Source organism: Vibrio chagasii, assembly GCA_041879415.1.
In the GTDB taxonomy this organism is placed as follows: domain Bacteria; phylum Pseudomonadota; class Gammaproteobacteria; order Enterobacterales; family Vibrionaceae; genus Vibrio.
In genome coordinates this window covers 1,006,917-1,029,219 of the sequence record CP090851.1, presented here as the reverse complement: position 1 = coordinate 1,029,219, position 22,303 = coordinate 1,006,917, and the positions used below count along the sequence as shown (strand labels likewise).

The following is a 22,303-nucleotide window of genomic DNA, read 5'->3' as shown; positions in this document are numbered from 1 at the left end:
AACAATAAACTAAGCACTTTTCGCGGTCTTTACCGCAGAGGCAGTAAGCTCGTCAGCGGCAGATTTAAAGTCTTGACCAAGTTGAGTCAGCTTTTGGCTATCTTCCATGAGTTGCTGTGAGATCTTACTCGCCACTTCCATCTGTTTTGAACCATAAGCTGGAATATCTTGTGGCTGCTTTAACGAAGCTAAGCTCTGCAAAGACTCATTACCTAGCGCGCTATAAGCCTGAAGGCTATCAAGCTGAATCTTGGTCAGTGTCTCTATATTCTTAGTCACTAGTTGATTGAAGTTGTAGAACGGGTTAGTTACAGACTCTAGCTGCGATGTGAAAGCCTTAAATGTTTCCTGAGTAGACATAATTTCATTCCTTGTACTGAGCAGATCGAAGAAGTAAATGTGCGCTTCCTATGCAAATTTGATTTAAATTTGTTGCGCAACAGTTAACATATTGATCAAGATCAAAGTGAAAGTCATCCCGTTAAATGCCCGATAAATCGCTCCATAAATCCATTAATTTAAACATTTGTTTGAATTTTCGGTTCGGATGCTCATCACCCTAAATAGGTAAGTGGGTTCAAAGCGAACTCAATATGAACTGCGTTTAATACAACCTGCTCAATTCAGGAGATGAATTGACAGAAATGTGAGATTAGTCACTTTGTTGCGTGAGATTGAATGAGGTTGTTCAGGACAGAACAAACCAAATAGGCTGCTAAACATGAATACTCAAGCTAGAATTTTGTAACCAGAGCGGGAGAGTTCATATTCAGAATAAAACGGGCTTTTCACCCAAGGAAGAGCTCAATGTTAACGACAAGAACTCACTTTAGATGCCTGCCGCCATCAAGATGCAATGTTCTTCCTGTCATGTAACGACTGGCCAGTACATACTTGATGCCATCAATCACTTCCTCAAAACCCGCTTCCGCCGGAATCAAAGCTTTTTGCAGAGCTTTAGCCTTATACGCCTCGTCATCATGATCATTGAATTTGATCATAGCTGGTGAGACAGTGTTTACTTTCACGTTGGGAGCCAGCATCGCCGAAAATGAAAGCGTTAAGTTATTAAGCGCAGCTTTGCTTGCCGCGTAAGCGATATGTTTTTTACTGCCTTTTTCGGCGACATAGTCACTGATGTGGATGATATCTGAGGTTTGATCGCCAGACATCAGCAGGTCTTTGAGCGACAGATTGATAAGGTATGGTACGCCGACGTGAACTGCCATCATCTGATTCATAATTTCTGAAGCGTTCTCGCTCGGGTCTTTCTTATTCTCTGGCTTCCAATCAGAGGCATTATGAACGATGGCTCGAAGTGCTCTATACTCTTGCCCTACATAATGCAGAAAGTCCTCTACGCTGCTTTGCTGGTAAAAATCGACGTACTGTAGATCTGCCCCCTTATCACGCAGCTGTTGCAACTGAGGATATTCGCTACGAAAGGTACCAATCACTTGGTACCCATCAGCTAGGAGTTGCTGAGCCAGTGCGAACCCTAATCGCTTCCCTACTCCAGTTATCAGAATCGTCTCACTCATCGTAAAAACTCAGCTCTAGTTTGAGGGTTAGTTTTGAAAATGCCACCGAGCGCCGTTGTCGTCGTTTCAGAGTTAGCATCCATAACGCCTCGAGACTTCACGCAGTAATGCGTCGCTTTAATAGTTACTGCTACATTTTCTGTTTCTACGAGAGTCTGGATGGCAATCAGAATCTGTTGGGTTAAGCGCTCTTGAACTTGCGGGCGTTGCGCGAAGAATCGTACAATTCTGTTTATTTTCGACAGGCCAAGTATCTTAGATTCCGGAATGTAGGCCACTTGAGCCAAACCGTCGATAGTAATGAAGTGATGCTCACATGTGGAGGTTAAGTCGATGTCCGACACCTTAACCATCTCATCAACCGACATCTTGTTCTCTATCACGCTGATTTTTGGAAAGTTGTTGTAATCCAGTCCCGAGAATATCTCATGTACGTACATCTTTGCGATGCGGTGCGGCGTTTCTGCAACGCTGTCGTCGGTCAGATCCAAACCCAACGTGCTTACCACTTCCGTTAACAGTCCCTTGATACGATTGTATTTTTGGTCGCTGTTCATTTCACTCGCGGTCATCGGAGTTTCAAGCCCTCTCGCCAGTAGAGCTGTTCTTACTTGTTCTGCTTCTGTACTCAACATTGGAGCGCTCCTTAGAAGTTATTATCTTGGTCTGCTTCATAGCTCAGCGTGAGCGAAACGGAGTCGGCAAAACGCAGCGCGTGAGGTTTATCAATTCTCACTTGAGCGTACCGAACCCATGGATGATCAATGCAAATTCCAAGTACGTCGCTAGTTAGCTTTTCTAAAAGCAGAAATCTTCCAGACTCGACATGATGGATGATCTTCTTGCAGATGTTTTTGTAATTAAGGGCATTGTCGACGTCATCAGAGAGGCACAGGTTATTAGCTGGATAATGAATCTCTGCGTTTATAACAATATCTTGCTGCTTGGTTTTCTCTTCCTCGTTGAAGCCGATGAAGGTTCGTAGTCTGAGGTTTGTGATGGTAATAATGGCGTTGTGGTTCATAACAGTTTCCATTCCGTCGAAAGTGATATCAGGTACGTGCTTGTTTTAAGAAAAGATCAAATAAAGGCCTGATTATAAGAGCCTGCGGTTTTTGACAGCTCTGAAGGCATTACGTGAGACTGAGCTCGAAAGGGATTGAATTGGTTTTCTGACTCGACTGGTCAAAGTTATTCCAAAGTTGTTGGTACGAGATGTTTAGGACGGGATGGTGAGCATTCGCGGCAAGGTCGACTAACGGACGAAGCACGAAAGCGTACTCGGTGATTTCACCTCTGGGTAATTCTACCCCGTCGATAATGCCCACTTGATCGCCGTAAAGAAGGATATCGATATCCATGGTTCGTGCTGCATACTCTTTAGACTCGCGTTGGCGACCGTTATCAGATTCGATTTGATGAAGCGTTTTAGACAACTCTGCGATAGGAAGATCACATTCAAACCCCACAACGAGATTGAGGAAGTTGTCTCCTTCAAAACCGACTGGCTCGCAATCGTAAAACTGAGAAATTTGCAGTGGAGCAAAGCGATGGTTCAACGCTTTGAGAGATTCCGTGATGTGGTGTTCGCGATTGATGTTGCTTCCGATGCTGACATAGACGTTGGCCATAGTATTTCTTCCTTTTTAAGTAGCCTATACGTCCTACTCGCTTTGAAGATCAGCTATATGTCGTTTAATGTCGGAGCGATACTTATAAAGGTTTTGTCGAAAGTTGGCCTACACCCTTAACTGCAGTGCATCATCGCCCGGTTGAGAGCGACGACACGCTAAACGACAAGTATTACTCACTTAACTGTTTGACTGATGTCCAGTCTTCTTGGCTAGCTTTTGCATCGCCTCTGCGAACGTTGTTGTTCCACCTTTCGCCTTAACTTGCACAACCTTGTAACCCATGTTTTCTAGCGCTTGGCGCTCTGCCAATACTGCTTGGTCGTTTTGCTGGCTACCTTGAGCTGGCTGATGAATGTAACACCCTTCTAGTTGACCATCTTCGACCAATTGGTGGTGTTTCAGTGCTTGGATATCAAAATTCATAAGTCAGTCTTTTCATTTAAATTGGAAGTCTATGTAGCAAAAGCCACCAGCATTATTCATGCTGTCATTTGTACCATAAGGCACTTTATACATGAAGAACGGATCGAATGACCAAGACGTCTACTCACATAACTGGGCGTTATCTTATATTTCGGAGCTCAAGGTTAAAACTTCGCTAGTAAACAACTCTCTTAACCATTGATTGACGATGTCATCATTACGATTGCTGTGCCAATAAACACTGAGTGAAGGCTTGATGTATTCAAAAGGAAGCTCTAGAAGCTTAATTTTATCTTTATCAAAATAGGCGTTTGCGACACCTTTGGGGAAAGTAGCTATCCAATCACTGTTGTAGATGGTGTCTGAGAAGTCTGCGATGGAATTAAGCTTTCTTGCCACTTTACGATCCGCAAAGATCGGACTGTGAAATTCAGTTAACTGATTCACTCGATAGTTATCGTGTGTGAGCATGACATGCTTTGCTGAAAGGTACTGTTCAAGAGTCACTTGATCGCTGATCTGAGAATGGTTTTGGCTGCAGACCATACACAGCTCGTCGCCCCAAATTTCCTGGCTCAACAAGGTTGGATGCGCGTTGGTTAAATCGACCACAAGATCGATCTTCTTTTCTCGAATGTCAGTCGCCATATCCTCTTTGATATTCACGACTTCGATAACGCACTCTGGAGCTTCTTCCTGAATCCTATCTAATATTTGAGGCAAGATCACACTGCTTGAAATGCTCATCGCCGCAATTCTAAATGTGTAACTGCACTCTTTCGGTTCAAAATCATGCGTTTCAGGCAATGAATGAGAGACAAGCTTATGTGCTTGCTTAAAGACAGGATACAAATCATTAGCGACTGGTGTCGGCTCAAGCGTGTACGACTTTCTTACGAACAGCAGATCACGATATTCATCTCGAAGCTGCTTTAAATGAGCGCTGAGGCTAGGCTGAGATATATTGAGCCTTTCTGCTGCGTACGTTAAGTTTCCTTCTTCATATATCGCAATAAAGTAATAGATGAGGTTTAGGTTAAATCGTTTCATTCGGGCTCTTCAGGCAGTCATTTAAATGAATAAACGTAGAAAGTAATTTCGTTTAACTGACTCGTTATTATCACAACCTAATTCCATACTTCAGTTAGGGTTATGACAGAGCTTTGTTAAAACCTTCTAACGAATATGGCTTAGCCCACCACCAATATGAACGGTAAATTATGCAAATAACGGCGCTAGTTCTTTGGTTTATATAAAGATATAGGTTTTTCTGATATCTAGTATAGGCGACGCTTTATACTAGAAGATTGATGACTTTGACATAATCATCGGCTCCTTAATATACGTCTATAGAAATAAAGAATGATGAACCGATTTGTAAAACCGATAATTATATCAGCGAGCCTTGTCACCTTATTTGGTTGTGTAGGTAGTAATGCCGTAACGGGCAAATTGATGGAATTCAACGTAAAAGCCGTTGATAACCGTTATGCTCGTGGTGGCTTAAACATGCTTCTAGCCCCTGCCTACGGTATCACGGTTGCTGCCGATTACATTGTGTTTAACTCACTAGAATTCTGGACAGGCAAAAACCCAATCAACAAAAAGCCGCACATTTTTGATACTAAAGTTGATACTTACATCGACATTAACGACCAATTAGATGAAAGCTTAACCGACGCGCCTATCGACCCATTGGCTAAGCACGTCATTGATCACAGTGAGATGAAAGTTATCAATCAAGATGAAGTTGCTATCGAACTCACGTACAACGACGGCACGCGTGCAACACTAACTGGTCACCGTTTTGGCGATGAAGTCCACTACTCTCTTGATAACCAAGTTATCGCAAAAACCAGTTTAGAAGAGATGCAGATGTACATGGCTTCTGCGGAGCAATCATAAGCTCATATTGAGTGATTAAAAATAACTAGCAATTGTCAGTGCTTATAACACGAAAAGGGGTAGCAGAACGCTACCCCTTTTTTTGACTCATTATATTAATCAGGCACTTGTTAATAAGCAAAGTAGTCAGACAGTCGCTTGATATTCAATTGCCTTGTCATATTACCTAACTGCTCTTCTCGCGTGTCTTGAAATTCATCTAGGCGCTGATAAATCGTAAAATAACGACTTATATTAGCGACATACTTTACTGGTTCTTGGCTTATGTTCTCTCTTGCGACAACCTCAACGTGATTAAACCATTTATTCGGGTTATACCCTTGCTGCGCCGCTAATTTTCGCATTCTTCGTATTTTTGCTGGTCCAGCATTATAGGCAGCTAAGCTAAAGTAAATCTTATCGATGTCAGCTATTTCAGGCTTATCAAAGTACCTGTCATGAATAAAGCGTAAATACTTGCTTCCAGCATGGATGTTACTTTCTAAATCGTGCACATTATCAATATCCACATACCAATCCCGCGCCGTTTTAGGCATCACTTGCATAATACCCACGGCACCACGGTGCGACACTTTCGAGTGGTCGAGCCCTGATTCTTGAAAAGCCATCGCTAGAAGAATGAACCAGTCGATATCGTACTTCTCACCATACGAGACAAACAGAGCTTCTAGTTTATCTCGTTGTCGGTTTTGCTGTGGGTTAGAGGCGCGACTCATCCATGAAACGCTGTCTAAATAGCGATTATCAATCACGTTCCCGAGTAACGTGCCCTGTTTCGATTCTTGCAAATACTGGTCTATTTGGGCTTTCAGTTGAGGACTATTCTTACGAATGGCCCACGCGATATCTGCATCTTCTCTAAAGGTGATTGCCTCATGGATCTTAATGCCCTTCTCTAAACTGTCCCACAATTCCAACTTATGGCTGTCGACAATGGTTGCTGTGATCTTCTCACTCTTAATCAGCTCAAGGAGTTCAAGGTCTTGGAGGTTCGCGTTGAGTAAGTGAATATAGATGGGTTCCATGCCCTTTTTCTCAAACTGTTGATTCAATTTTTGAACGCTACTGATGTAGCTAGAATCCTGCTTAAGCCACACTTCTTTACCCTGTAGTTGTGTGACATTGCTGATTGAAGGCTTAGATAGGCTTGTGACTAACACCTCATCGATATCGCGGCGAATGGGCATGCTGAAATCCACCAGCCTTTGACGCTCTTCGGTTACTGTAAGGTTCGCGATAGCAATATCGCCCCGCCCTTGATTTAACGCTTCAAGTAATTCGCTTCGCTCTACCGGAATCACCTTAACGCGCAGCAGTGGATCACTCAGTTTAAGTGCCTGATCAAAGTAATAGATTTGCTCGGCCAAAATCCCTTTCGGCTTACCGTTTTCAATGTGATAGAAACCGATGTCACCAGAGACTAAAACACGTACTACGCCTTTCTCTTTCAAAGCCGAGAAATCACCAACATAGGATTCAAGGGCGTTATCTGGCACTTCTAAACCGAAAGCGGACTTAGAAAGAATAGATATAAAGATCAATGCCTTTGATAAGCGTGAAGCGCCTTTAAAGTTCGTCATATGCAGTATTCCTATAGCGCCATTTCTAATGCGATAAAGCCAAAAACCTCAGTAATACTTGTGCAATGTAGGAAGTGTTTAACGCGAAGCAATTTAACGAGAGGAAGTCGCCATAACGTTGTTCAGTGAGGAGTGGATTGATCTTAAAAATAACGTAGTGCGCCGATCAGATCATTTCATCGCGCTAGTGATTAAGGGAGTCGAATTATACCGAAAACTCTCTCTTCCGAAATACGGCCGAGACTATAGTAGATATAGCGTAATCCTATATCGCTTTTTGGCGCCAATAGAGGTGATTCTAACGTTCCTCAAGCAGCCCTTTCCGCTTCTATTGCAACTTGAGTAAACAACGAGTTATCGATTCAACCTATATCTTATATAGGCTACGGCACATTAACCCCGCCGTTTCTCGCTTGCATAATACCGCCGAAATTTTCTTCCCATTGGAATCACCATGTTAAAAAAATCACTGTTGGCTATCTGCTGTTTCACTGCCCTCTATGGGTGCGGATCTCCTTCTCACAACCCCACACAAACGCAAGTGGATAAGCTCGCCAACAATTTGGATATGTCATTCGAGATCGTCACTAACTATGGCAAAGAAAACGGCATCGCTTGTGCTGAACTCCAGGCCGATTACGCCTCTTGTAACTTGGTCAATATCGTCCTTACCAATGAAGGCTCACAAGTGGACCTTAAAGATTGGTCGATCTATTTCCACAGTATTCGTCCCGTGCTTGAAAACCGCAACAAAGAGTTCAAAGTCACCCACATCACTGGTGACCTTCATAAAATAGAACCTAGCGACAACTTCACTGGTTTCCAAAAGCACAAAACCCACACAATCCCGATCATATCCGAAGCGTGGCAAGTCTCTTACACCGACTTTATGCCTCGTGCTTTCGTTTCTGCTCAAGGCGCAGAAGCCAAAAACATCGCTTCAACTGATACAGAAGATCTCACTATGTTCGTTAACGGTTTAGACCAGTCACAAGTTCGTTTCTCGATTGAAGATAATAACCCTCGAGCGACAGCGGAAACTCGCTTTGAACACAACCAAGACATTATATTCAGAGAATCAACTGGCGAGATTTTACCGACACCGAAACACGTAGAGTACACAGGGAGTTACTTGCCGATTATTCAAGGCCTTAATTTGGATGCCCTGCCAGTATCGGATGACACCAAGCGTGCTATCACTAATCAAGCAGACATGATGGGCATTACTAACTTAAAAAGCGGCATCGACATCAATGTTCAATTTCAAGACACCGACTTTATTTCCGATAAAGAGAGCTATCAGTTAGAAATCACCTCAGACAGCATCAACATTATTGCTAACGATGAGATTGGCGTGTTCTACGCGATGCAGTCGCTGCTTAATGTCTACGATCCATTCTCACGCTACACCATCCCAACCATGAAGGTGATTGATGCTCCTAGGTTTGAGTACCGTGGTTTCATGGTCGACGTCGGCCGTAATTTCCATTCGAAAGAGACAATATTCAAAACTATTGAGCAGATGGCAGCCTTCAAAATGAATAGGTTGCACCTTCACATGAGTGAGGATGAAGGCTGGAGACTTGAAATACCTGGGCTTCCAGAACTTACCGAGGTTGGCAGCCAGCGTTGCTTTGACGAAAACGAACAGCAATGCTTAATGCCACAGCTTGGTTCCGGGGCACATAGCGACAACTTTGGTTCAGGCTACTTCAGCCGCCAAGATTACATCGACATCTTGAAGTATGCCAAAGCGCACAAGATTGAAGTCATTCCAGAGTTTGATATGCCCGCACATGCTCGAGCGGCAGTCATGTCAATGGAGGCTAGATACCACAAATATATGACGCTTGGGGACACCGAAAAAGCAGAGCAATATCGCCTACTCGATCCTGAAGATCAGTCTAACGTCACAACGGTACAATTTTACAATCGCCAAAGCTTTATCAACCCATGCCTTGAGTCTTCAAAGCAGTTTGTAAGTAAGGTCATCACTGAAGTAAAACTCATGCACGAAGAAGCTGAAATGCCACTCACTCAATGGCATTTCGGTGGCGATGAAGCAAAGAACATAAAACAGGGTCACGGATTCCAGGACGTTAACGACACTCCCGAGGCTGGCAAAGGACAGATTAACCTTTCTAAAGAGCACAAGCCCTATGAAAAGTCACCTCAATGCATCGCCAAAATAGAATCTGGTGAAATTGAAAGCCAAGATAAGCTCCTGAGTTACTTCGCCACCGAAGTTTCTAAGCTATTACAAGAACAAGATGTAACAACATTCCAAGCATGGCAAGACGGCCTAAAGTATGTCGAGAATTCAGAAGCGCTTGCGACAGATAAGGCGCGAGTCAATTTGTGGGATACGGTTTTCTGGGGAGCAAGCGACAGTTCTATCCAACTGATTAACGATGGCTATCAACTAGTGCTGTCTAACCCTGACCATATCTACCTTGATATGCCTTACGAAGTTGATGAGCATGAACGCGGTTATTACTGGGCAACTCGAGCGTCAGATACTCGAAAGATGTTTTCCTACATTCCAGAAAACTTGCCACAAAACGCTGAACTAGCAAAAGACCGAAATGGTGACTCTTACACAGCAAAAGGAAGCCTAACACCAAATGACGCCGTTTATGGGATATCAGCAGCACTCTGGTCTGAAACAGTCAGAACAGATGAGCAATATGAATACATGGCCTTCCCTCGCCTAATGGCTGTGGCCGAGCGAGCGTGGCATAAAGCAGAGTGGGAATTGGATTACCAGCCAGGTGTTGAGTATTCAGATTCTACGGAGCACACAGACTTAAACGTCTTGAGCGATGATTGGAGTCGATTTGCCAATATTTTAGGTCAGCGTGAGTTAGCAAAGGTCGAGATGAGAGACATTAACTATCGCTTACCAGTACCCGGAGCAAAGATCTCACAGGGCAAACTACACATGAACTCTCAATTCCCGGGGCTTAACTTAGAGTATTCAACCGATAATGGGGAGTCGTGGCACCTTTACCTAAACGCGAGCAAGCCTTTAGTAGACTCTAACGTTTTGATTCGTAGTTCATCTAACCTAGAGTACAGAACAAGTAGAGTGACTGAAGTGCTATATCAGCCAACAAAATAGTCGAACGCTACTTTCCAGTTGAACCACAAAGCCTACTCTAGAACGAGTAGGCTTTCTTTTTCTTGGCTCACCTGCCCCTCCTCCATACACCATAATAGTTAATAATATTGTTATTTATATACTGAGTGGTTTATAAGCTAGAAAATATCAAGTTAGCGTTATATAAATTTCAATCAAATAAATTAAATTGAGATCTTGTGCTGCAGACTGACACAAAAAAACATGACTAGGTTTTGCACACATTCATGTGATTGATAGGTTAATCCTTGTAGGGCAAAAGCTCTATTAATGATAAAAATTAAAATAAGGATTATTTATGAGACCATCTTTTTCGATCAGTATGGTGCTTGCAACAACAGTGGTTGGCTTCCAATCTTATGCAAACAATATCAACACAACACACTCTGTTTCAGATCCACTTTCAATCGCAAATAATGCCGCCGCGCAAAAGCAATCATTGGCGCTGCAAATAAGTGCTCGCTATGCCGATCTTGAGTCTTCTTTGAAAACTCAAATCACCGAAAAAAGCCTATCGACTCCTTTAGACAAACTGAACTCGGCTCAACCCTACTCCGCCTTTTCAAGCAAAATGCACAAAGCCGATTCTAGTTATCGAAAACTTAAAGGTATCGATGAGTTTAGTGATTCAGTGTTAGAAATTAGGATGGCTGACGAAGCCATGGTTGAAGCATGGAAAAATGGTGAAAGCCCGCTGTTTGCTTACGAACCATCGGGGGATGATTCGAATTGGCAATACATCGAAGCTTACGATGTGTACGGTCAAGTTCATGAGTTAGATGTGTACCAAATGCCCGATTTTCCGGTGTTTGTGATTGACAGCAACGGTGCAGAGGAGCTCAAAGCAGGGTTAATGACCATGCAAGCTGAAATGAAAAAGCAAGGCACCGATACGCTACTTAACTCAGACAGCAGCGACAGCACTAGCAGCCAGAACAAAGAACCTCAAAAGCAGACACTATTTAGCGGTGCTGCACGCTCTTTGGCTGAATCGGAACCTGAAGAATTGAACACGACGCAATTAACTAAGATTCGTTTAGCTATTGATAGAGAACCATGGATTTCAGGTAAAGCAGAGATTTACGCTATCGTCACTGGCGTAGATTCAAGTCGTGTCGCGCCTCAAATTGATCTGATTGAGATGCCCTACTTGGACTACGACAAACAGACGTACTACCCAAGCCAAAGTATCATATTCTGGCCACGTTACCGCTGGGGGGCTGCAGATATGATCTTGATGGAACATGACGACGGGACCAACTATAAAGACCTAGCTAAGCTCCTGGTGCAAGCCGCGGAAGAAATCCTGAAAATGATTCCAGATCCAGAAGTACAGGGTTATGCCATCATCCCTCAGATCACCAGTAAGATTATTGATGTTATTCCTGAAGGTGTGCTTGTGAACGATGATGACTTCGTGGATGTGTACTACACCTTAATGCAAAACACACCTTATGTTGACCGTCCTGGAGCAGGTGGCAATGCTGTAGCTTCCTTCACTCCGGTCACTATATTGCCGACAGAATAACGCGAGACTCTTAAAACTGAATAAAGCGCATAGGCCTTTGTCTATGCGCTTTTAGTTTTGTTACTTAGAGAGAATAATCAAATACGATGATGTCATCCAATAGTGGGCGAAATACCTCTTTCAGTGCATCGTGCTCTGGATGCGGTAGATAATTTTGTCGCGCTGCTTCATCAGCAAACGTCATCAAGACAGAATGACTGTAACCTTGGTTCTTGTTCTCTGGACTATCATTTAGCCCCCACTCTACTGAAGTTACACCTTCAACCTTACTTGGCATTGCTTCAAACAGCGCCTTTAGCTTTTCAATCTCTGAAAGCTCCGCATGTTCTTTGAATTTTATCAGTAAAATATGACGTATCATCTGCTCTTCCTTTCCACGCTTAACTAATGCAGCTCAACCTTTAACAGTGACCAAAATGCCACACGTCACACACCATGCCAAGGCTTGTTAGTTACTAGCCTGCCATTAGAAGATTCCCATAACGAAAAATGCTGCACCCTAAGGCACAGCATTTTTCATGACAATGGTAGAACATTTAAAGTGGTAAGCACACTTTAAACGTTAGTCACGACGACCTGTAAGCTTGATCGCTTGGTTTTGATCTACGTTCTTTTGGAATTGGATTCCGCCATTAGAAGCTTCATTTCTTCCTTCGAGAACTAAGTCAGACTCTACACGTTCAGCTTTCACTTGATTGCCTTCACTTCTTGTCATATCGATAGTACCGGTATGTGTACCGTTAGCAGCAAAAGCAGTGTTCATTGAAAGTGCCATCAAGCCAAGTGCAAGTAACTTATTCATACATCACCTCGTTGTATTTCTAATTATCTGTTCGTCTAATATCTGTGTTGCTTTGTTGAGGTAACTTTAGCGACAGAGTGATAACGACACGAGGAAAAGCGAGATTTACCAAATGGAAAATCAAGGGATTAGCGATCTTCTGACGTTGTCCTGTCTTAGAAGTTGTGCATTACCACTATGATATTAGAGTCACATGATTTCTGGCGGCTTAGCGCACAGAGATTGCTGCCTATAAAAGGAATGATTTGGAGAGCCTGTGGACATCAACCTCGATATTCAAAATATCCTCGTCATCAAGCGGATGTATGAGCTTCGTAATGTGGGACTGGTAGCAGAGTCGCTAGGAAAAACTTCTGGAGCGATCAGTAAGAACCTTTCAAAGTTAAAAATCCAACTTAACGACCCACTGTTTATTCAAACCAAACACGGCTTCGAACCCACGACCTTTGTTGAAAATAATATCAGCAACTTTGAACAGATATTGAGTAGCATCGAGGCCATCAAACACCAAGACTTCTCTCCGAATTCTTACAAAGGTGACATCAAGATCTACGCGAACACCCTATTTTGGGAACGTTTCGGTTCGAAACTCTACTTTGCTCTGAGTAAAGCAGCGCCGCACGCGAACTATTCGTTCGTAAGATGGGGAAGTAACGCTAGGAATCAACTAATTGACGGCGAAGAAGCGATAGCGGTTCATTACTTTGATGAAACCTTGCCGCAGTCGATTTCTCAAATGGAGTTCGGAAAAGGAAAAGTGGTGTTTTTTGTAAGAGAGGACCACCCCGCAAATGACTTTATGTCACTCGCTAACTATCCAATCATTCTTTTCAAAACACCAGGATGGAATGACAACAAGTACCCTATTCTTGAGCGCCTCAGGAACATAGGTTTCGACGTCAACCCAAAGGTCGAAGTCGACCACCCAGCAATGATTCACGATGTGGTGACCAAGTCCGACGCTTTTGGTATCACACTCAGTGGCAGCGTACCAGACGGCTGCCGCAGCATGGATCTTCCGGAAAAATTAACGATAGATGTGAGCTACGTGATGAGCTGCCGCCGCTCTCAAAAAGATGCACCGTTGAATCAGTGGTTATTTCAAATACTGAAAGCAACCCTGAAGAATAAGCAAGCTTAGGCCGAATCAAATCACCTCAGACGCCCCATAACAGTTATCTCAACTCCAGAACTTCACGCGAAAAAGAAAAGGCTCCAAAGGAGCCTTTAATTATGGTTCTGATGACTATTCGCTTATTTTATTATTTTAAAATGCTTCTTCGAGCGTTGGCTGACTCTTTTTTTCAGCTGGTTTCTCATGGGTTTCCACCTCTTTCAAACGTGCAGTGAAGTGTCTTAGTACAGGTGGTTCGTAAACAAAATCGAGCCCTTTCACTTTGCTCGCGTTCTCTTTTACTTTTTCGAACGCTTCAATAATGAAGTCCATATGCGTTTGAGTGTAAGTCGCGCGTGGAATGGTTAGGCGCAATAGCTCAGCAGGACATGGATGCTGATCGCCTGTTGCTGGGTCGCGCCCTTGCAGCAAAGAACCAATCTCAACGGCTCGGATTCCCGCTACTTTGTACAACTCACACGCTAAAGCATGGGCTGGGAACTGACCTGCCGGAATGTGTGGAAGCAATTTACCTGCATCAACAAACGCAGCATGACCGCCCGCTTGTTGGCACACAACACCAATCGCTTCTAGGCCATCCACCAGGTATTGCACCTGACCGATGCGGTACTCCAACCAATCTTGGCGCATTCCGTCGTATAGCCCAACCGCAAGGCGCTCCATGGCACCACCCTCTAAGCCACCATAAGTCGGGAAGCCCTCTTGCACCACACACAAAGTTCGGCACTCTGTGTACACATCGATGAAGGAGTCGTCTTTAAAGCACAACAAACCGCCCATTTGCACCATCGCATCTTTCTTAGCGGACATGGCTAAACCGTCTGCGTATTTGTAAGATTCGCGAGTAATTTGTTCGATAGTCCAATCTTGATAACCCGGCTCTCGCTGCTGAATAAAGTAAGCATTTTCAGCGTAGCGAGCCGAATCCATGATGACGGGAATATCATACTTCTGAGCAATCTCGTATACGGCTTTGAGGTTAGCGATAGAAACAGGCTGTCCACCAGCCGAGTTACAGGTAATAGTACTCACAATGTAAGGGACATTGGCAGCACCCGCTTCTATGATCGCCTCTTCCAATTTGACGATATCGAAGTTGCCTTTGAAGTCAGCATTCACGGAGGTATCAAACGCTTCTTTGGTGTAAACGTTCTTGGCAACGCAGCAATTCACTTGAGTGTGGCCTTGCGTGGTATCGAAGAAGTAATTCGACAAAGCGACCATTTTGCTGCGGTCTAACCCCTTTTCCATCTCACGCTTTTTGATCAGAACCGGAATGTAGATCTGCTCTGCACCGCGTCCTTGGTGAGTCGGAATGGTTAGCTCATAGCCGAAGATATCTTTCACCGCATTCGACAGTGCGTAGTAACTACGACTGCCACTGTACGCTTCATCGCCCATTAACATCGCCGCTTGCATACGTTGAGTAATTGAACCCGTGCCGCTGTCAGTCAACAGGTCAATAAACACATCATCGCTATCGAGTAGAAATGGGTTCATACCCGCTTCGACGATCGCTTGCTCACGATAAGCGTAAGTCGTTCTTTTTACTGGTTCTACAACGCGAATACGAAACGGTTCAGGTAGATGTTTGAAGTTTTCCATAATAGTACCTTTCAACAAACTCAGTATTCCATAATGAAGAAATATTAAAGGAAGAGCCTAAGTTCATTATTTTTAGATGTCACAACTCACCACTATTTTTATTTGTCGCACCATCACACTCGTGACAATTACGATAAAAATTAATAGCGAGAAATAAATTATTGAATCAATGAGATATTGATTGTGATCCTATTAATAACGACCAAGATATAAATAACGATCAGCAAGAAATACAGTTCACGAACTGGTTGTTCCATTGCTTGTCGAATATCTTAAAGACAGAATTAACAGGATTGGCAAAGCCAGAAGGCTCTGCTGGGCGTGTGACGCCAAGAGGGTACTACTCTGAAGAAAGGTGGAACGAGAGCTGATGATCTAAAGTATACCAAGCTAACAGGGTTAGCCATGTTGTTGATTGCCATTTCAGATACATGTTCACAATATATCCCTATGTTGAAATCAAAGTGGTCCGAAATTTAAATATAGTGCAATTATTTTATAAATAAAGACGATTAAGGCATAAATGTGATCAATATTTAGAATCACAGCGTAGCTCTTTATTGTCTTATATCACCCTATTATAAGAGTGACTTAATGCACTATTACACTAGTTCGTTAATTTAAAGATAATAATAAGTTCAAGCATTAAAGGTTTAGAAATATAAAAAAATTTGTTTACCAAAGCGATATTACGGCTTAACCAATATCGCTTTGGTATTGTTGGCTATTTTTTCTTAGTGACTTGTTTTATCGTCATCTCAGCCAGTTTAGGCGTTGCGGCTTTCAATGCGCTCGGAGCAACCTTCTTACCCGCTTTCATGGCTTTATTAAGCTGGCCTTTTACCGAGGTTCCTCTATTGATTGCTTCGAGGCGCTGACGATTTCTCTGCACGTTATTGGCGTCTGCGATGTGTTCGATCAGTGTCTGTTTCAAAGCCTCTAAACCAAACTGTATCTTTTCTGGTGAAATCGCTAGTGGTAAAGCGATATCAGGCTTCAGAAGTGTTTGATTGTATTCAAGCGCCTGAACAATGATCTTAGCTTTTGCCGAAGTTGGATTATCCAAATCGTAAGGTGGCTGCCACTCTTCCACAGGCTTTAACCGATCCACTTGGTTGACGATGGTGATCACGATAGGCTGCTTGCGCGAGATATTCTTAGGATCCTCATAAAATGCATCAAACTTATCTTTAAGCTGTTTATCCAGTTCACGAGCAGACTGATTCGCTTTAAGTACCCATAACACCACATCAGCTTGAGTCATCTCTTTAAGCATCACAGCTTCGGTTTTAGCGTTTCCATCCAACCCTTGAAGATCAACCACTCTCACATCGTTGTCATCAACAAATGCGTTGTAAACCGTAGAGGTATCCGTTGATGGTAGAACATCCACCTCGGCCACCATTTCCTCTTTGAGAGCATTGATAATCGACGATTTACCAGAGCTAGTTTGCCCTACCAGTACAATCCTCACTGGTTCTAATTCAGGAGCGAAACGTTTCTCGTCAACTTCTGAAACATCAGACGCTTTTAACACTTCATCTTCAATGCTGAAACGCCCACTGTATAAATCGATCGCAACGGCCGCCACTTCATCGAGCAAGGCTTGTTTCGCTGCATATTGCATGTCATCCACAACGCCCTTTGTCATAGAGGCTGTCGCTTGCTCACGACCTAAGTCAGAAATAACCTTCAATGGATTCAAATACAGGTTTTTAAGGTGATTACCCCAAATCGCCGCTTTGAAGATCTTTTGCCCCAACTCACCATATTTGTCATAGGCTTCATAGCCTGCCTTGATGTAAGAAACCTTAAGGTACTCAATACCCGGTATGTGTTCTTTTACCACCACTTTGTATCGACGGCTTACCTCTTCAAACAGCTTGAGCCCTTCTGGAATTGAAAAATCGAGCGACTTCTTACCAAACTTTTTGGCGACGGACTCCAGTACCTGCAAACCAGTTTGGTCTAGATTACCCCACTCAATATCATCGACCAATTGTTGACGAACGTAATGTTTCGAGTCGTTCCAGATCGACAGTTCAGCTTGAGACCATTCATTTGACGCCTTGACCAACGCATCGTCGATGTTGTGACTTGAAAACTCAGTTTTGGCTTCATCTGTTGTATTTTTTGCCGCATCACTGTTAGTTGAACTCCGTGAAGAACGGCTAGAGATGTATAACGGAATCGTGAACAGCAAGGTACTCACAGCAATCGCTATCGACATTTCCAGTAGATAACCATACTTGATTGCCAAGAACAGGCCAAAGCCCATCATGATGATGCTCGGGAAGATTGCCGAAATCAGAGCGATGCCCCAACGCCCGCTCGACAACACGGCGAGCAATCGAAATAAGTTCTTAATTTTCTTCATAGCCCGACGCTGCCTTACCTTTTTTCAGGGATTCTTTATAGATTTTTTGCATCTCTTGTTCAGAAACTTCTTCGCCTCTGTTCTTATGATAAAAGTAGTAACATGCCGCTCGGCCAAGACCATAGCTGGTACCAAAACTCATAGCCGCAGCGGCGATGGCACCAACCGTTTGTCCATAAACAGGTATCAACTTAACCAGTTGCCGTGTACCAAGCTTCACTCCATATTGCACCGCAAAGCTACTGCCTAAAGTACCAATAAGTTCACTAAAAACTCTCTTATTCCACTCAACCCCATATTGATTGGCCAAACTGTGAAGCATTTTCGCTTGAATCGCAGGCACAGACACCAAGCCCACACCTGGAACTAAGTCGCTAGCCGCTGCACTTCCCGCATACCAAAGCACTTCATTTTCGACCTTGTCAAAGTTAGCTTCTTCTTGCGTAGCGTGTTCTTTGTCTTGCACCATCATCCCTATAACAGGGAGTATGCTGGTCAACCGTTCTAGCAATAATTCGAGGTTATAGACATCATCCTTGTCGCTCTCAAAATCAACCGCGACTGTTTCAAAGCCTTTGCCCCAAACCTTCTCTACTTGTTGAGTGTTAAATTGAACTTGCCTTGCGCGGTCTGGTTCTTGAGAAGACAACACCGCCGTATGAACGAGGAGCAAGTGCTTAATTTTCTTTTGCTTCTTAATCTGTTTCAGTGCAGACAGTACCGCCGATTGCTCTGGCTCATCCGCTTTCATCACCACCACTAACGCATTACCCGCTTGACCAATTTCTTTTAGATCTTCGTCGGGTTCATAATCTGCTTCGCCCAAGCCACGAGTATCAAGAAAGCGCATCACAGGTTTGTCTTGAGGGAAAGCATACGACATTGCTGTCATGGTACATGGTGCAAATCCGTTTCCGACTTCCACCGAGGAATCACCTGTGACCGCTTGAATAAACGATGATTTACCTGCACCCGTTTTGCCGAGCAGCCACAAAGTTGGCAAATGTTTACGTTGATATTCGTGTGCCTGAGTTAGGTCAGGATTCTTACTCGGATTAATGAAGTCTTTGACTTGTTCAAACATGATTAGGTTAACTCTCACTTGATGTTGAGGTTCGGGTTGGTGACAAGTTGCGATGAGCTATATAATCTTGATATCGCATTCAACTTACATTTGTTCATCTACGACGATTTGCAATGCTTAGGCGTTTGTTTTTATGAGCTTATTTTAGTACATGCGCGTCTATTGCGTATTGATATAGGCTCCAACCTACTGCTACGGTTTGTGCGATAAATCAAAACCATCGAACAAAAACTCAGAGAGCTCAAAAAGAAGTATGGAACAAATTTATTTAGCGGGTGGTTGCTTGTGGGGCGTACAAGAGTTCATTAAGTATGTGCCCGGCGTGATAAGCACAGAAGCAGGTCGTGCTAATGGACGTTCTCAAATAAAGGATAACCAAAGCAAACCAAGTGAATACGATGGCTACGCAGAGTGTGTACAAATTGAATTTGACCCAGGCCTCACCTCAGTAACGGCGCTAGTGGGCCACCTTTTTGAGATCATTGACCCTTACAGCATCAACAAGCAAGGTGTTGATGTAGGCGAAAAGTATCGAACTGGCGTGTACAGCACCGAAGCCAAACACTTAACTGAAGCGGAACGCTATATCGCATCACGTGAAGACGCCGAGCGCATAGCTGTTGAAGTGCTGCCATTGACCCATTATGTTGCCAGCGACGATATCCACCAGCATCATTTGAGTCACTTCCCTGAAGATCATCACTTATGCCATATCCCATGGGCTCTTCTGCATAAATACAAATCATAGTGCAAAGCTCAACCTTGCGTCCTGTCTGCATCTACCATCTGTCCAGAACCTCTTCGCAACTCCGTAGGTGAACTGGATCAGTTTCAGACGAGCCCCTACGTCAAAATTCACTTCAAAAAGTTCCGTTCCCGTTGCCTTCAATAATGAAAACTTGAAACCCAGTAATAGATACTGACAGTAGTTACGAGAAGTGAAATGCTGTTAACACATTGGTTACACTTTCCTCCCGTCCAATAAAAAGGTGTCATTATGAAGAAATACATCCCAATATTGATTGCTCTTAGTACGATGTCCTCAATGAGTTACGCAGCGACTCCACGTGAAGATGCTGTAGACTATTTACAGATGCGTAAAGGCGTGGCTTATCAAGTAAACCACTCAAAGCCCTTTACCGGTCAATTTGAAGAAAAGTTCGATAACGGTCAGATCGCTACTCAAGCCCAGTTTGCCGATGGTCTGGAGCTTGGGTTAGAAACCAATTGGTATCCAAATGGACAGATCGCTTCCAAAGTGAATTACGTCAAAGGTCAATTGCAAGGTAAAGCAGAAACTTGGTATCCGAATGGGCAGAGAAAAGCAGAGCTAAACTACAAAGACAACGAACTTTCGGGCGTCGCAACTCGATGGTATCCAAATGGCGAAAAGAGCCTCACTGCAGAGTACAATGAAGGGCTAAAAGATGGCTTGGTGACCGACTACTACACGAATGGCAATAAAGCGACAGAAGCAAAATTCGATGATGGCGAAATCGCTAACGGCAAATTGACCCGCTGGAACCTCAACGGGGATAAAGTAGAAGAAGTGACCTTTAAAGATCACCTGGTCACATCTAAACAAGTTTGGATGCCCACACAAAGCTAATTCCTGTCATTGTTGAGAGGATATAACAACGCTCACCGCGTTAGCGTATACGACTTAACCTGAAACCAACGAGCATTCGTTTACTAACTTTTGAATGCTCGTATTGCCTTCCTATTTAACACTTTCACGTTTTATCTACTAACACCAAATATCAGAACTTCGCTCAAATTATAAAACGTGACTTACCATGCAAGACAGCGCACTCTCCTAGATGCCGTGCCTAACCTACTCTTATAATTAAGTACTTTGTTTAATAATCAGGGGTTTGCTTAGTCTGAAGCAAACCCACCGTTATAGTGGGAACTAATTTATGACAACCTTGAATGAACAGTTAGCAAACCTGAAAGTAATCCCTGTAATCGCTATCAACCGTGCTGAAGATGCCATCCCCTTAGGCAAGGCACTAGTTGAAAACGGTATGCCATGTGCGGAGATCACGCTACGAACAGAATGTGCTATCGAAGCGATTTCTATCATGCGTAAAACGTATCCGAACATGTTGATCGGCGCGGGTACTGTACTGACTACAGAGCAAGTAGACGCATCTATTAATGCGGGTGTTGATTTCATCGTTAGCCCAGGTTTCAACCCTCGTACCGTGCAACACTGTATCGACAAGGGGGTTGCAATCGTGCCGGGAGTGAACAATCCAAGCCTTGTTGAGCAAGCAATGGAAATGGGTCTCCGCACGCTGAAATTTTTCCCGGCTGAGCCTTCAGGTGGCACAGCAATGCTCAAAGCCTTAACGGCCGTGTATCCGGTTAAGTTCATGCCTACTGGCGGTGTTAGCTTGAAAAATGTAGACGCGTACCTTTCTATTCCTTCTGTATTAGCATGTGGCGGTACTTGGATGGTACCAACTAACCTTATCGACGAAGGTAAGTGGGACGAGCTTGGTAAACTAGTGCGAGATGCTGTGGATCACGTTAACGATTAGTCAGTTTTGACCTTTATGTTAAGCCCTTCTGTTGTGGGGCTTTTTATTTAAATTTTAAATCAGTTTCTAAACTGGCAAAACAACACATTTACGGATGACTCATCACAAAAAACTCACTTAAATTTAATCCTATTTCTACCATTTTTAATGGTTTGATCTCTTTCTCAGATTGTTTCTGTTACTTTGATTACTACTACAAACACAACAGATAATTACAATGACAAAAACATCACTATTGCTTGCTTCTATGGCACTTGCACTATCGGGAGCAGCACAAGCTGACCAACTCGAAGACATTCAAAAATCAGGCACACTACGTGTCGGTACTACGGGCGACTACAAGCCATTTTCTTACTTCGATGGTAAAAGCTACTCAGGCTATGACATCGACGTCGCACAGCACATTGCAGAGCAATTGGGCGTAGAGTTACAGATCGTTCGTACTACATGGAAAGATCTCATTACGGATCTTGATAACGATAAATATGATATTGCGATGGGTGGTATCACGCGCAAAATGCAGCGCCAACTAAGCGCAGAGCAAACTCAAGGCTACATGACCTTTGGTAAGTGTTTCTTGGTCGCTAAAGGTAAGGCAGAACAATACAACAGCATTGAGAAAGTAAACCTCTCTTCGGTACGTGTTGGTGTAAACATCGGTGGCACTAACGAGATGTTTGCAGATGCCAACTTGCAGAACGCAAGCTTCACACGCTACGAGAACAACTTAGATGTGCCGCAAGCCGTTGCGGAAGGCAAAGTTGATGTGATGGTAACCGAAACCCCGGAAGGCCTATTCTACCAGGTGACCGACGAGCGCCTTGAAGCGGCTCGCTGTGAAACACCGTTTACCAACAGCCAGTTCGGTTATCTGATTCCTAAAGGTGAGCAACGTTTGCTGAACACTGTGAACTTCATTATGGATGAGATGAAACTGAAAGGCGTTGAAGAAGAGTTCCTGATTCACAACTCTCTTAAATAGTCTTCTAGTCTTCTAGTCTTCT

At 43.6% G+C, this 22,303-nt stretch carries 21 protein-coding genes; 8 read left to right on the top strand and 13 right to left on the bottom strand.

What is annotated here, in order from left to right; translation table 11 throughout:
- Window positions 1-9: 9 nt before the first annotated feature.
- The 7 genes from L0991_04535 to L0991_04505 form a co-directional block, all read right to left on the bottom strand.
- A complete protein-coding gene (locus L0991_04535) occupies window positions 10-360 on the bottom strand; it encodes a phasin family protein (GenBank protein XGB63337.1) in 351 nt (116 codons plus the stop codon).
- 464 nt (window positions 361-824) lie between these two features.
- The gene (folM, locus tag L0991_04530; GenBank protein XGB63336.1) at window positions 825-1,541 is read right to left on the bottom strand and encodes a dihydromonapterin reductase; all 717 of its coding nucleotides are present in this window, start codon (window positions 1,539-1,541) and stop codon (window positions 825-827) included.
- Window positions 1,538-2,176 (bottom strand): GTP cyclohydrolase I FolE, encoded by a 639-nt coding sequence (gene folE / locus L0991_04525; protein ID XGB63335.1) that lies wholly within the window; start codon window positions 2,174-2,176, stop codon window positions 1,538-1,540. Before folE ends, folM begins: the two co-directional genes overlap by 4 nt.
- 11 nt (window positions 2,177-2,187) lie before the next feature.
- A complete protein-coding gene (gene folX / locus L0991_04520; protein XGB63334.1) occupies window positions 2,188-2,565 on the bottom strand; it encodes a dihydroneopterin triphosphate 2'-epimerase in 378 nt (125 codons plus the stop codon).
- Window positions 2,566-2,674: 109 nt separating this feature from the next.
- Window positions 2,675-3,172, bottom strand: coding sequence for a 2-amino-4-hydroxy-6-hydroxymethyldihydropteridine diphosphokinase (gene folK, locus L0991_04515; GenBank protein ID XGB63333.1), 498 nt, complete (start codon window positions 3,170-3,172; stop codon window positions 2,675-2,677).
- Between the two features lie 180 nt (window positions 3,173-3,352).
- The gene (locus L0991_04510; protein XGB63332.1) at window positions 3,353-3,598 is read right to left on the bottom strand and encodes a hypothetical protein; all 246 of its coding nucleotides are present in this window, start codon (window positions 3,596-3,598) and stop codon (window positions 3,353-3,355) included.
- 144 nt (window positions 3,599-3,742) lie between these two features.
- The gene (locus L0991_04505; GenBank protein XGB63331.1) at window positions 3,743-4,648 is read right to left on the bottom strand and encodes a LysR family transcriptional regulator; all 906 of its coding nucleotides are present in this window, start codon (window positions 4,646-4,648) and stop codon (window positions 3,743-3,745) included.
- A 312-nt stretch (window positions 4,649-4,960) separates the two neighbouring features.
- Between L0991_04505 and L0991_04500 the strand changes: the two genes are divergently transcribed.
- On the top strand, window positions 4,961-5,503 hold the full coding sequence (locus tag L0991_04500) for a DUF3332 domain-containing protein (GenBank protein XGB63330.1): 543 nt from the start codon (window positions 4,961-4,963) through the stop codon (window positions 5,501-5,503).
- A gap of 110 nt (window positions 5,504-5,613) precedes the next feature.
- Here L0991_04500 and L0991_04495 read toward each other — a convergent pair whose 3' ends face one another.
- Window positions 5,614-7,083 carry a transporter substrate-binding domain-containing protein gene (locus L0991_04495; protein ID XGB63329.1) on the bottom strand — a complete coding sequence of 490 codons (1,470 nt, stop codon included), beginning with the start codon at window positions 7,081-7,083 and terminating at the stop codon, window positions 5,614-5,616.
- A gap of 454 nt (window positions 7,084-7,537) precedes the next feature.
- Here L0991_04495 and L0991_04490 point away from each other — a divergent pair, with 454 nt between their 5' ends.
- Window positions 7,538-10,204: a carbohydate-binding domain-containing protein gene (locus L0991_04490; GenBank protein ID XGB63328.1), complete on the top strand. Its 2,667-nt coding sequence runs from the start codon at window positions 7,538-7,540 to the stop codon at window positions 10,202-10,204.
- 316 nt (window positions 10,205-10,520) lie between these two features.
- Entirely contained in the window at window positions 10,521-11,750 is a 1,230-nt protein-coding gene (locus L0991_04485; GenBank protein XGB63327.1) for a DUF3103 domain-containing protein, read from the top strand.
- Window positions 11,751-11,814: 64 nt separating this feature from the next.
- On the opposite strand, the gene L0991_04480 is transcribed toward L0991_04485, so the two are convergent.
- On the bottom strand, window positions 11,815-12,111 hold the full coding sequence (locus L0991_04480) for a Dabb family protein (GenBank protein XGB63326.1): 297 nt from the start codon (window positions 12,109-12,111) through the stop codon (window positions 11,815-11,817).
- Between the two features lie 201 nt (window positions 12,112-12,312).
- The gene (locus L0991_04475; protein ID XGB63325.1) at window positions 12,313-12,552 is read right to left on the bottom strand and encodes a hypothetical protein; all 240 of its coding nucleotides are present in this window, start codon (window positions 12,550-12,552) and stop codon (window positions 12,313-12,315) included.
- 256 nt (window positions 12,553-12,808) lie between these two features.
- Between L0991_04475 and L0991_04470 the strand changes: the two genes are divergently transcribed.
- Window positions 12,809-13,693 carry a LysR family transcriptional regulator gene (locus L0991_04470; GenBank protein XGB63324.1) on the top strand — a complete coding sequence of 295 codons (885 nt, stop codon included), beginning with the start codon at window positions 12,809-12,811 and terminating at the stop codon, window positions 13,691-13,693.
- A 126-nt stretch (window positions 13,694-13,819) separates the two neighbouring features.
- Here the strand turns inward: L0991_04470 and tnaA are convergent, their stop codons facing one another.
- The 3 genes from tnaA to L0991_04455 form a co-directional block, all read right to left on the bottom strand.
- On the bottom strand, window positions 13,820-15,292 hold the full coding sequence (gene tnaA, locus L0991_04465; GenBank protein XGB63323.1) for a tryptophanase: 1,473 nt from the start codon (window positions 15,290-15,292) through the stop codon (window positions 13,820-13,822).
- Window positions 15,293-16,016: 724 nt separating this feature from the next.
- Window positions 16,017-17,669, bottom strand: coding sequence for a 50S ribosome-binding GTPase (locus L0991_04460; protein XGB63322.1), 1,653 nt, complete (start codon window positions 17,667-17,669; stop codon window positions 16,017-16,019).
- On the bottom strand, window positions 17,656-18,753 hold the full coding sequence (locus tag L0991_04455) for a GTP-binding DUF697 domain-containing protein (GenBank protein XGB63321.1): 1,098 nt from the start codon (window positions 18,751-18,753) through the stop codon (window positions 17,656-17,658). Before L0991_04455 ends, L0991_04460 begins: the two co-directional genes overlap by 14 nt.
- Window positions 18,754-19,006: 253 nt before the next feature.
- On the opposite strand from L0991_04455, the gene L0991_04450 reads away from it, so the two are divergent.
- The 4 genes from L0991_04450 (at window position 19,007) to L0991_04435 (ending at window position 22,281) form a co-directional block, all read left to right on the top strand.
- Window positions 19,007-19,501 (top strand): peptide-methionine (S)-S-oxide reductase, encoded by a 495-nt coding sequence (locus L0991_04450; protein ID XGB63320.1) that lies wholly within the window; start codon window positions 19,007-19,009, stop codon window positions 19,499-19,501.
- 249 nt (window positions 19,502-19,750) lie between these two features.
- Window positions 19,751-20,362, top strand: coding sequence for a toxin-antitoxin system YwqK family antitoxin (locus L0991_04445; protein ID XGB63319.1), 612 nt, complete (start codon window positions 19,751-19,753; stop codon window positions 20,360-20,362).
- A gap of 310 nt (window positions 20,363-20,672) precedes the next feature.
- The gene (locus L0991_04440) at window positions 20,673-21,299 is read left to right on the top strand and encodes a bifunctional 4-hydroxy-2-oxoglutarate aldolase/2-dehydro-3-deoxy-phosphogluconate aldolase (protein ID XGB63318.1); all 627 of its coding nucleotides are present in this window, start codon (window positions 20,673-20,675) and stop codon (window positions 21,297-21,299) included.
- 217 nt (window positions 21,300-21,516) lie between these two features.
- Window positions 21,517-22,281 carry a transporter substrate-binding domain-containing protein gene (locus L0991_04435; GenBank protein XGB63317.1) on the top strand — a complete coding sequence of 255 codons (765 nt, stop codon included), beginning with the start codon at window positions 21,517-21,519 and terminating at the stop codon, window positions 22,279-22,281.
- Window positions 22,282-22,303 lie beyond the last annotated feature (22 nt).

Excerpts from the sequence above, each read along its gene's own strand:
- L0991_04535 (XGB63337.1), bottom strand. The coding sequence starts at position 360 with ATGTCTACTCAGGAAACATTTAAGGCTTTCACATCGCAGCTAGAGTCT.
- folM (XGB63336.1), bottom strand. The coding sequence starts at position 1,541 with ATGAGTGAGACGATTCTGATAACTGGAGTAGGGAAGCGATTAGGGTTC.
- folE (XGB63335.1), bottom strand. The coding sequence starts at position 2,176 with ATGTTGAGTACAGAAGCAGAACAAGTAAGAACAGCTCTACTGGCGAGA.
- folX (XGB63334.1), bottom strand. The coding sequence starts at position 2,565 with ATGAACCACAACGCCATTATTACCATCACAAACCTCAGACTACGAACC.
- folK (XGB63333.1), bottom strand. The coding sequence starts at position 3,172 with ATGGCCAACGTCTATGTCAGCATCGGAAGCAACATCAATCGCGAACAC.
- L0991_04510 (XGB63332.1), bottom strand. The coding sequence starts at position 3,598 with ATGAATTTTGATATCCAAGCACTGAAACACCACCAATTGGTCGAAGAT.
- L0991_04505 (XGB63331.1), bottom strand. The coding sequence starts at position 4,648 with ATGAAACGATTTAACCTAAACCTCATCTATTACTTTATTGCGATATAT.
- L0991_04500 (XGB63330.1), top strand. The coding sequence starts at position 4,961 with ATGATGAACCGATTTGTAAAACCGATAATTATATCAGCGAGCCTTGTC.
- L0991_04495 (XGB63329.1), bottom strand. The coding sequence starts at position 7,083 with ATGACGAACTTTAAAGGCGCTTCACGCTTATCAAAGGCATTGATCTTT.
- L0991_04490 (XGB63328.1), top strand. The coding sequence starts at position 7,538 with ATGTTAAAAAAATCACTGTTGGCTATCTGCTGTTTCACTGCCCTCTAT.
- L0991_04485 (XGB63327.1), top strand. The coding sequence starts at position 10,521 with ATGAGACCATCTTTTTCGATCAGTATGGTGCTTGCAACAACAGTGGTT.
- L0991_04480 (XGB63326.1), bottom strand. The coding sequence starts at position 12,111 with ATGATACGTCATATTTTACTGATAAAATTCAAAGAACATGCGGAGCTT.
- L0991_04475 (XGB63325.1), bottom strand. The coding sequence starts at position 12,552 with ATGAATAAGTTACTTGCACTTGGCTTGATGGCACTTTCAATGAACACT.
- tnaA (XGB63323.1), bottom strand. The coding sequence starts at position 15,292 with ATGGAAAACTTCAAACATCTACCTGAACCGTTTCGTATTCGCGTTGTA.
- L0991_04460 (XGB63322.1), bottom strand. The coding sequence starts at position 17,669 with ATGAAGAAAATTAAGAACTTATTTCGATTGCTCGCCGTGTTGTCGAGC.
- L0991_04455 (XGB63321.1), bottom strand. The coding sequence starts at position 18,753 with ATGTTTGAACAAGTCAAAGACTTCATTAATCCGAGTAAGAATCCTGAC.
- L0991_04450 (XGB63320.1), top strand. The coding sequence starts at position 19,007 with ATGGAACAAATTTATTTAGCGGGTGGTTGCTTGTGGGGCGTACAAGAG.
- L0991_04445 (XGB63319.1), top strand. The coding sequence starts at position 19,751 with ATGAAGAAATACATCCCAATATTGATTGCTCTTAGTACGATGTCCTCA.
- L0991_04440 (XGB63318.1), top strand. The coding sequence starts at position 20,673 with ATGACAACCTTGAATGAACAGTTAGCAAACCTGAAAGTAATCCCTGTA.
- L0991_04435 (XGB63317.1), top strand. The coding sequence starts at position 21,517 with ATGACAAAAACATCACTATTGCTTGCTTCTATGGCACTTGCACTATCG.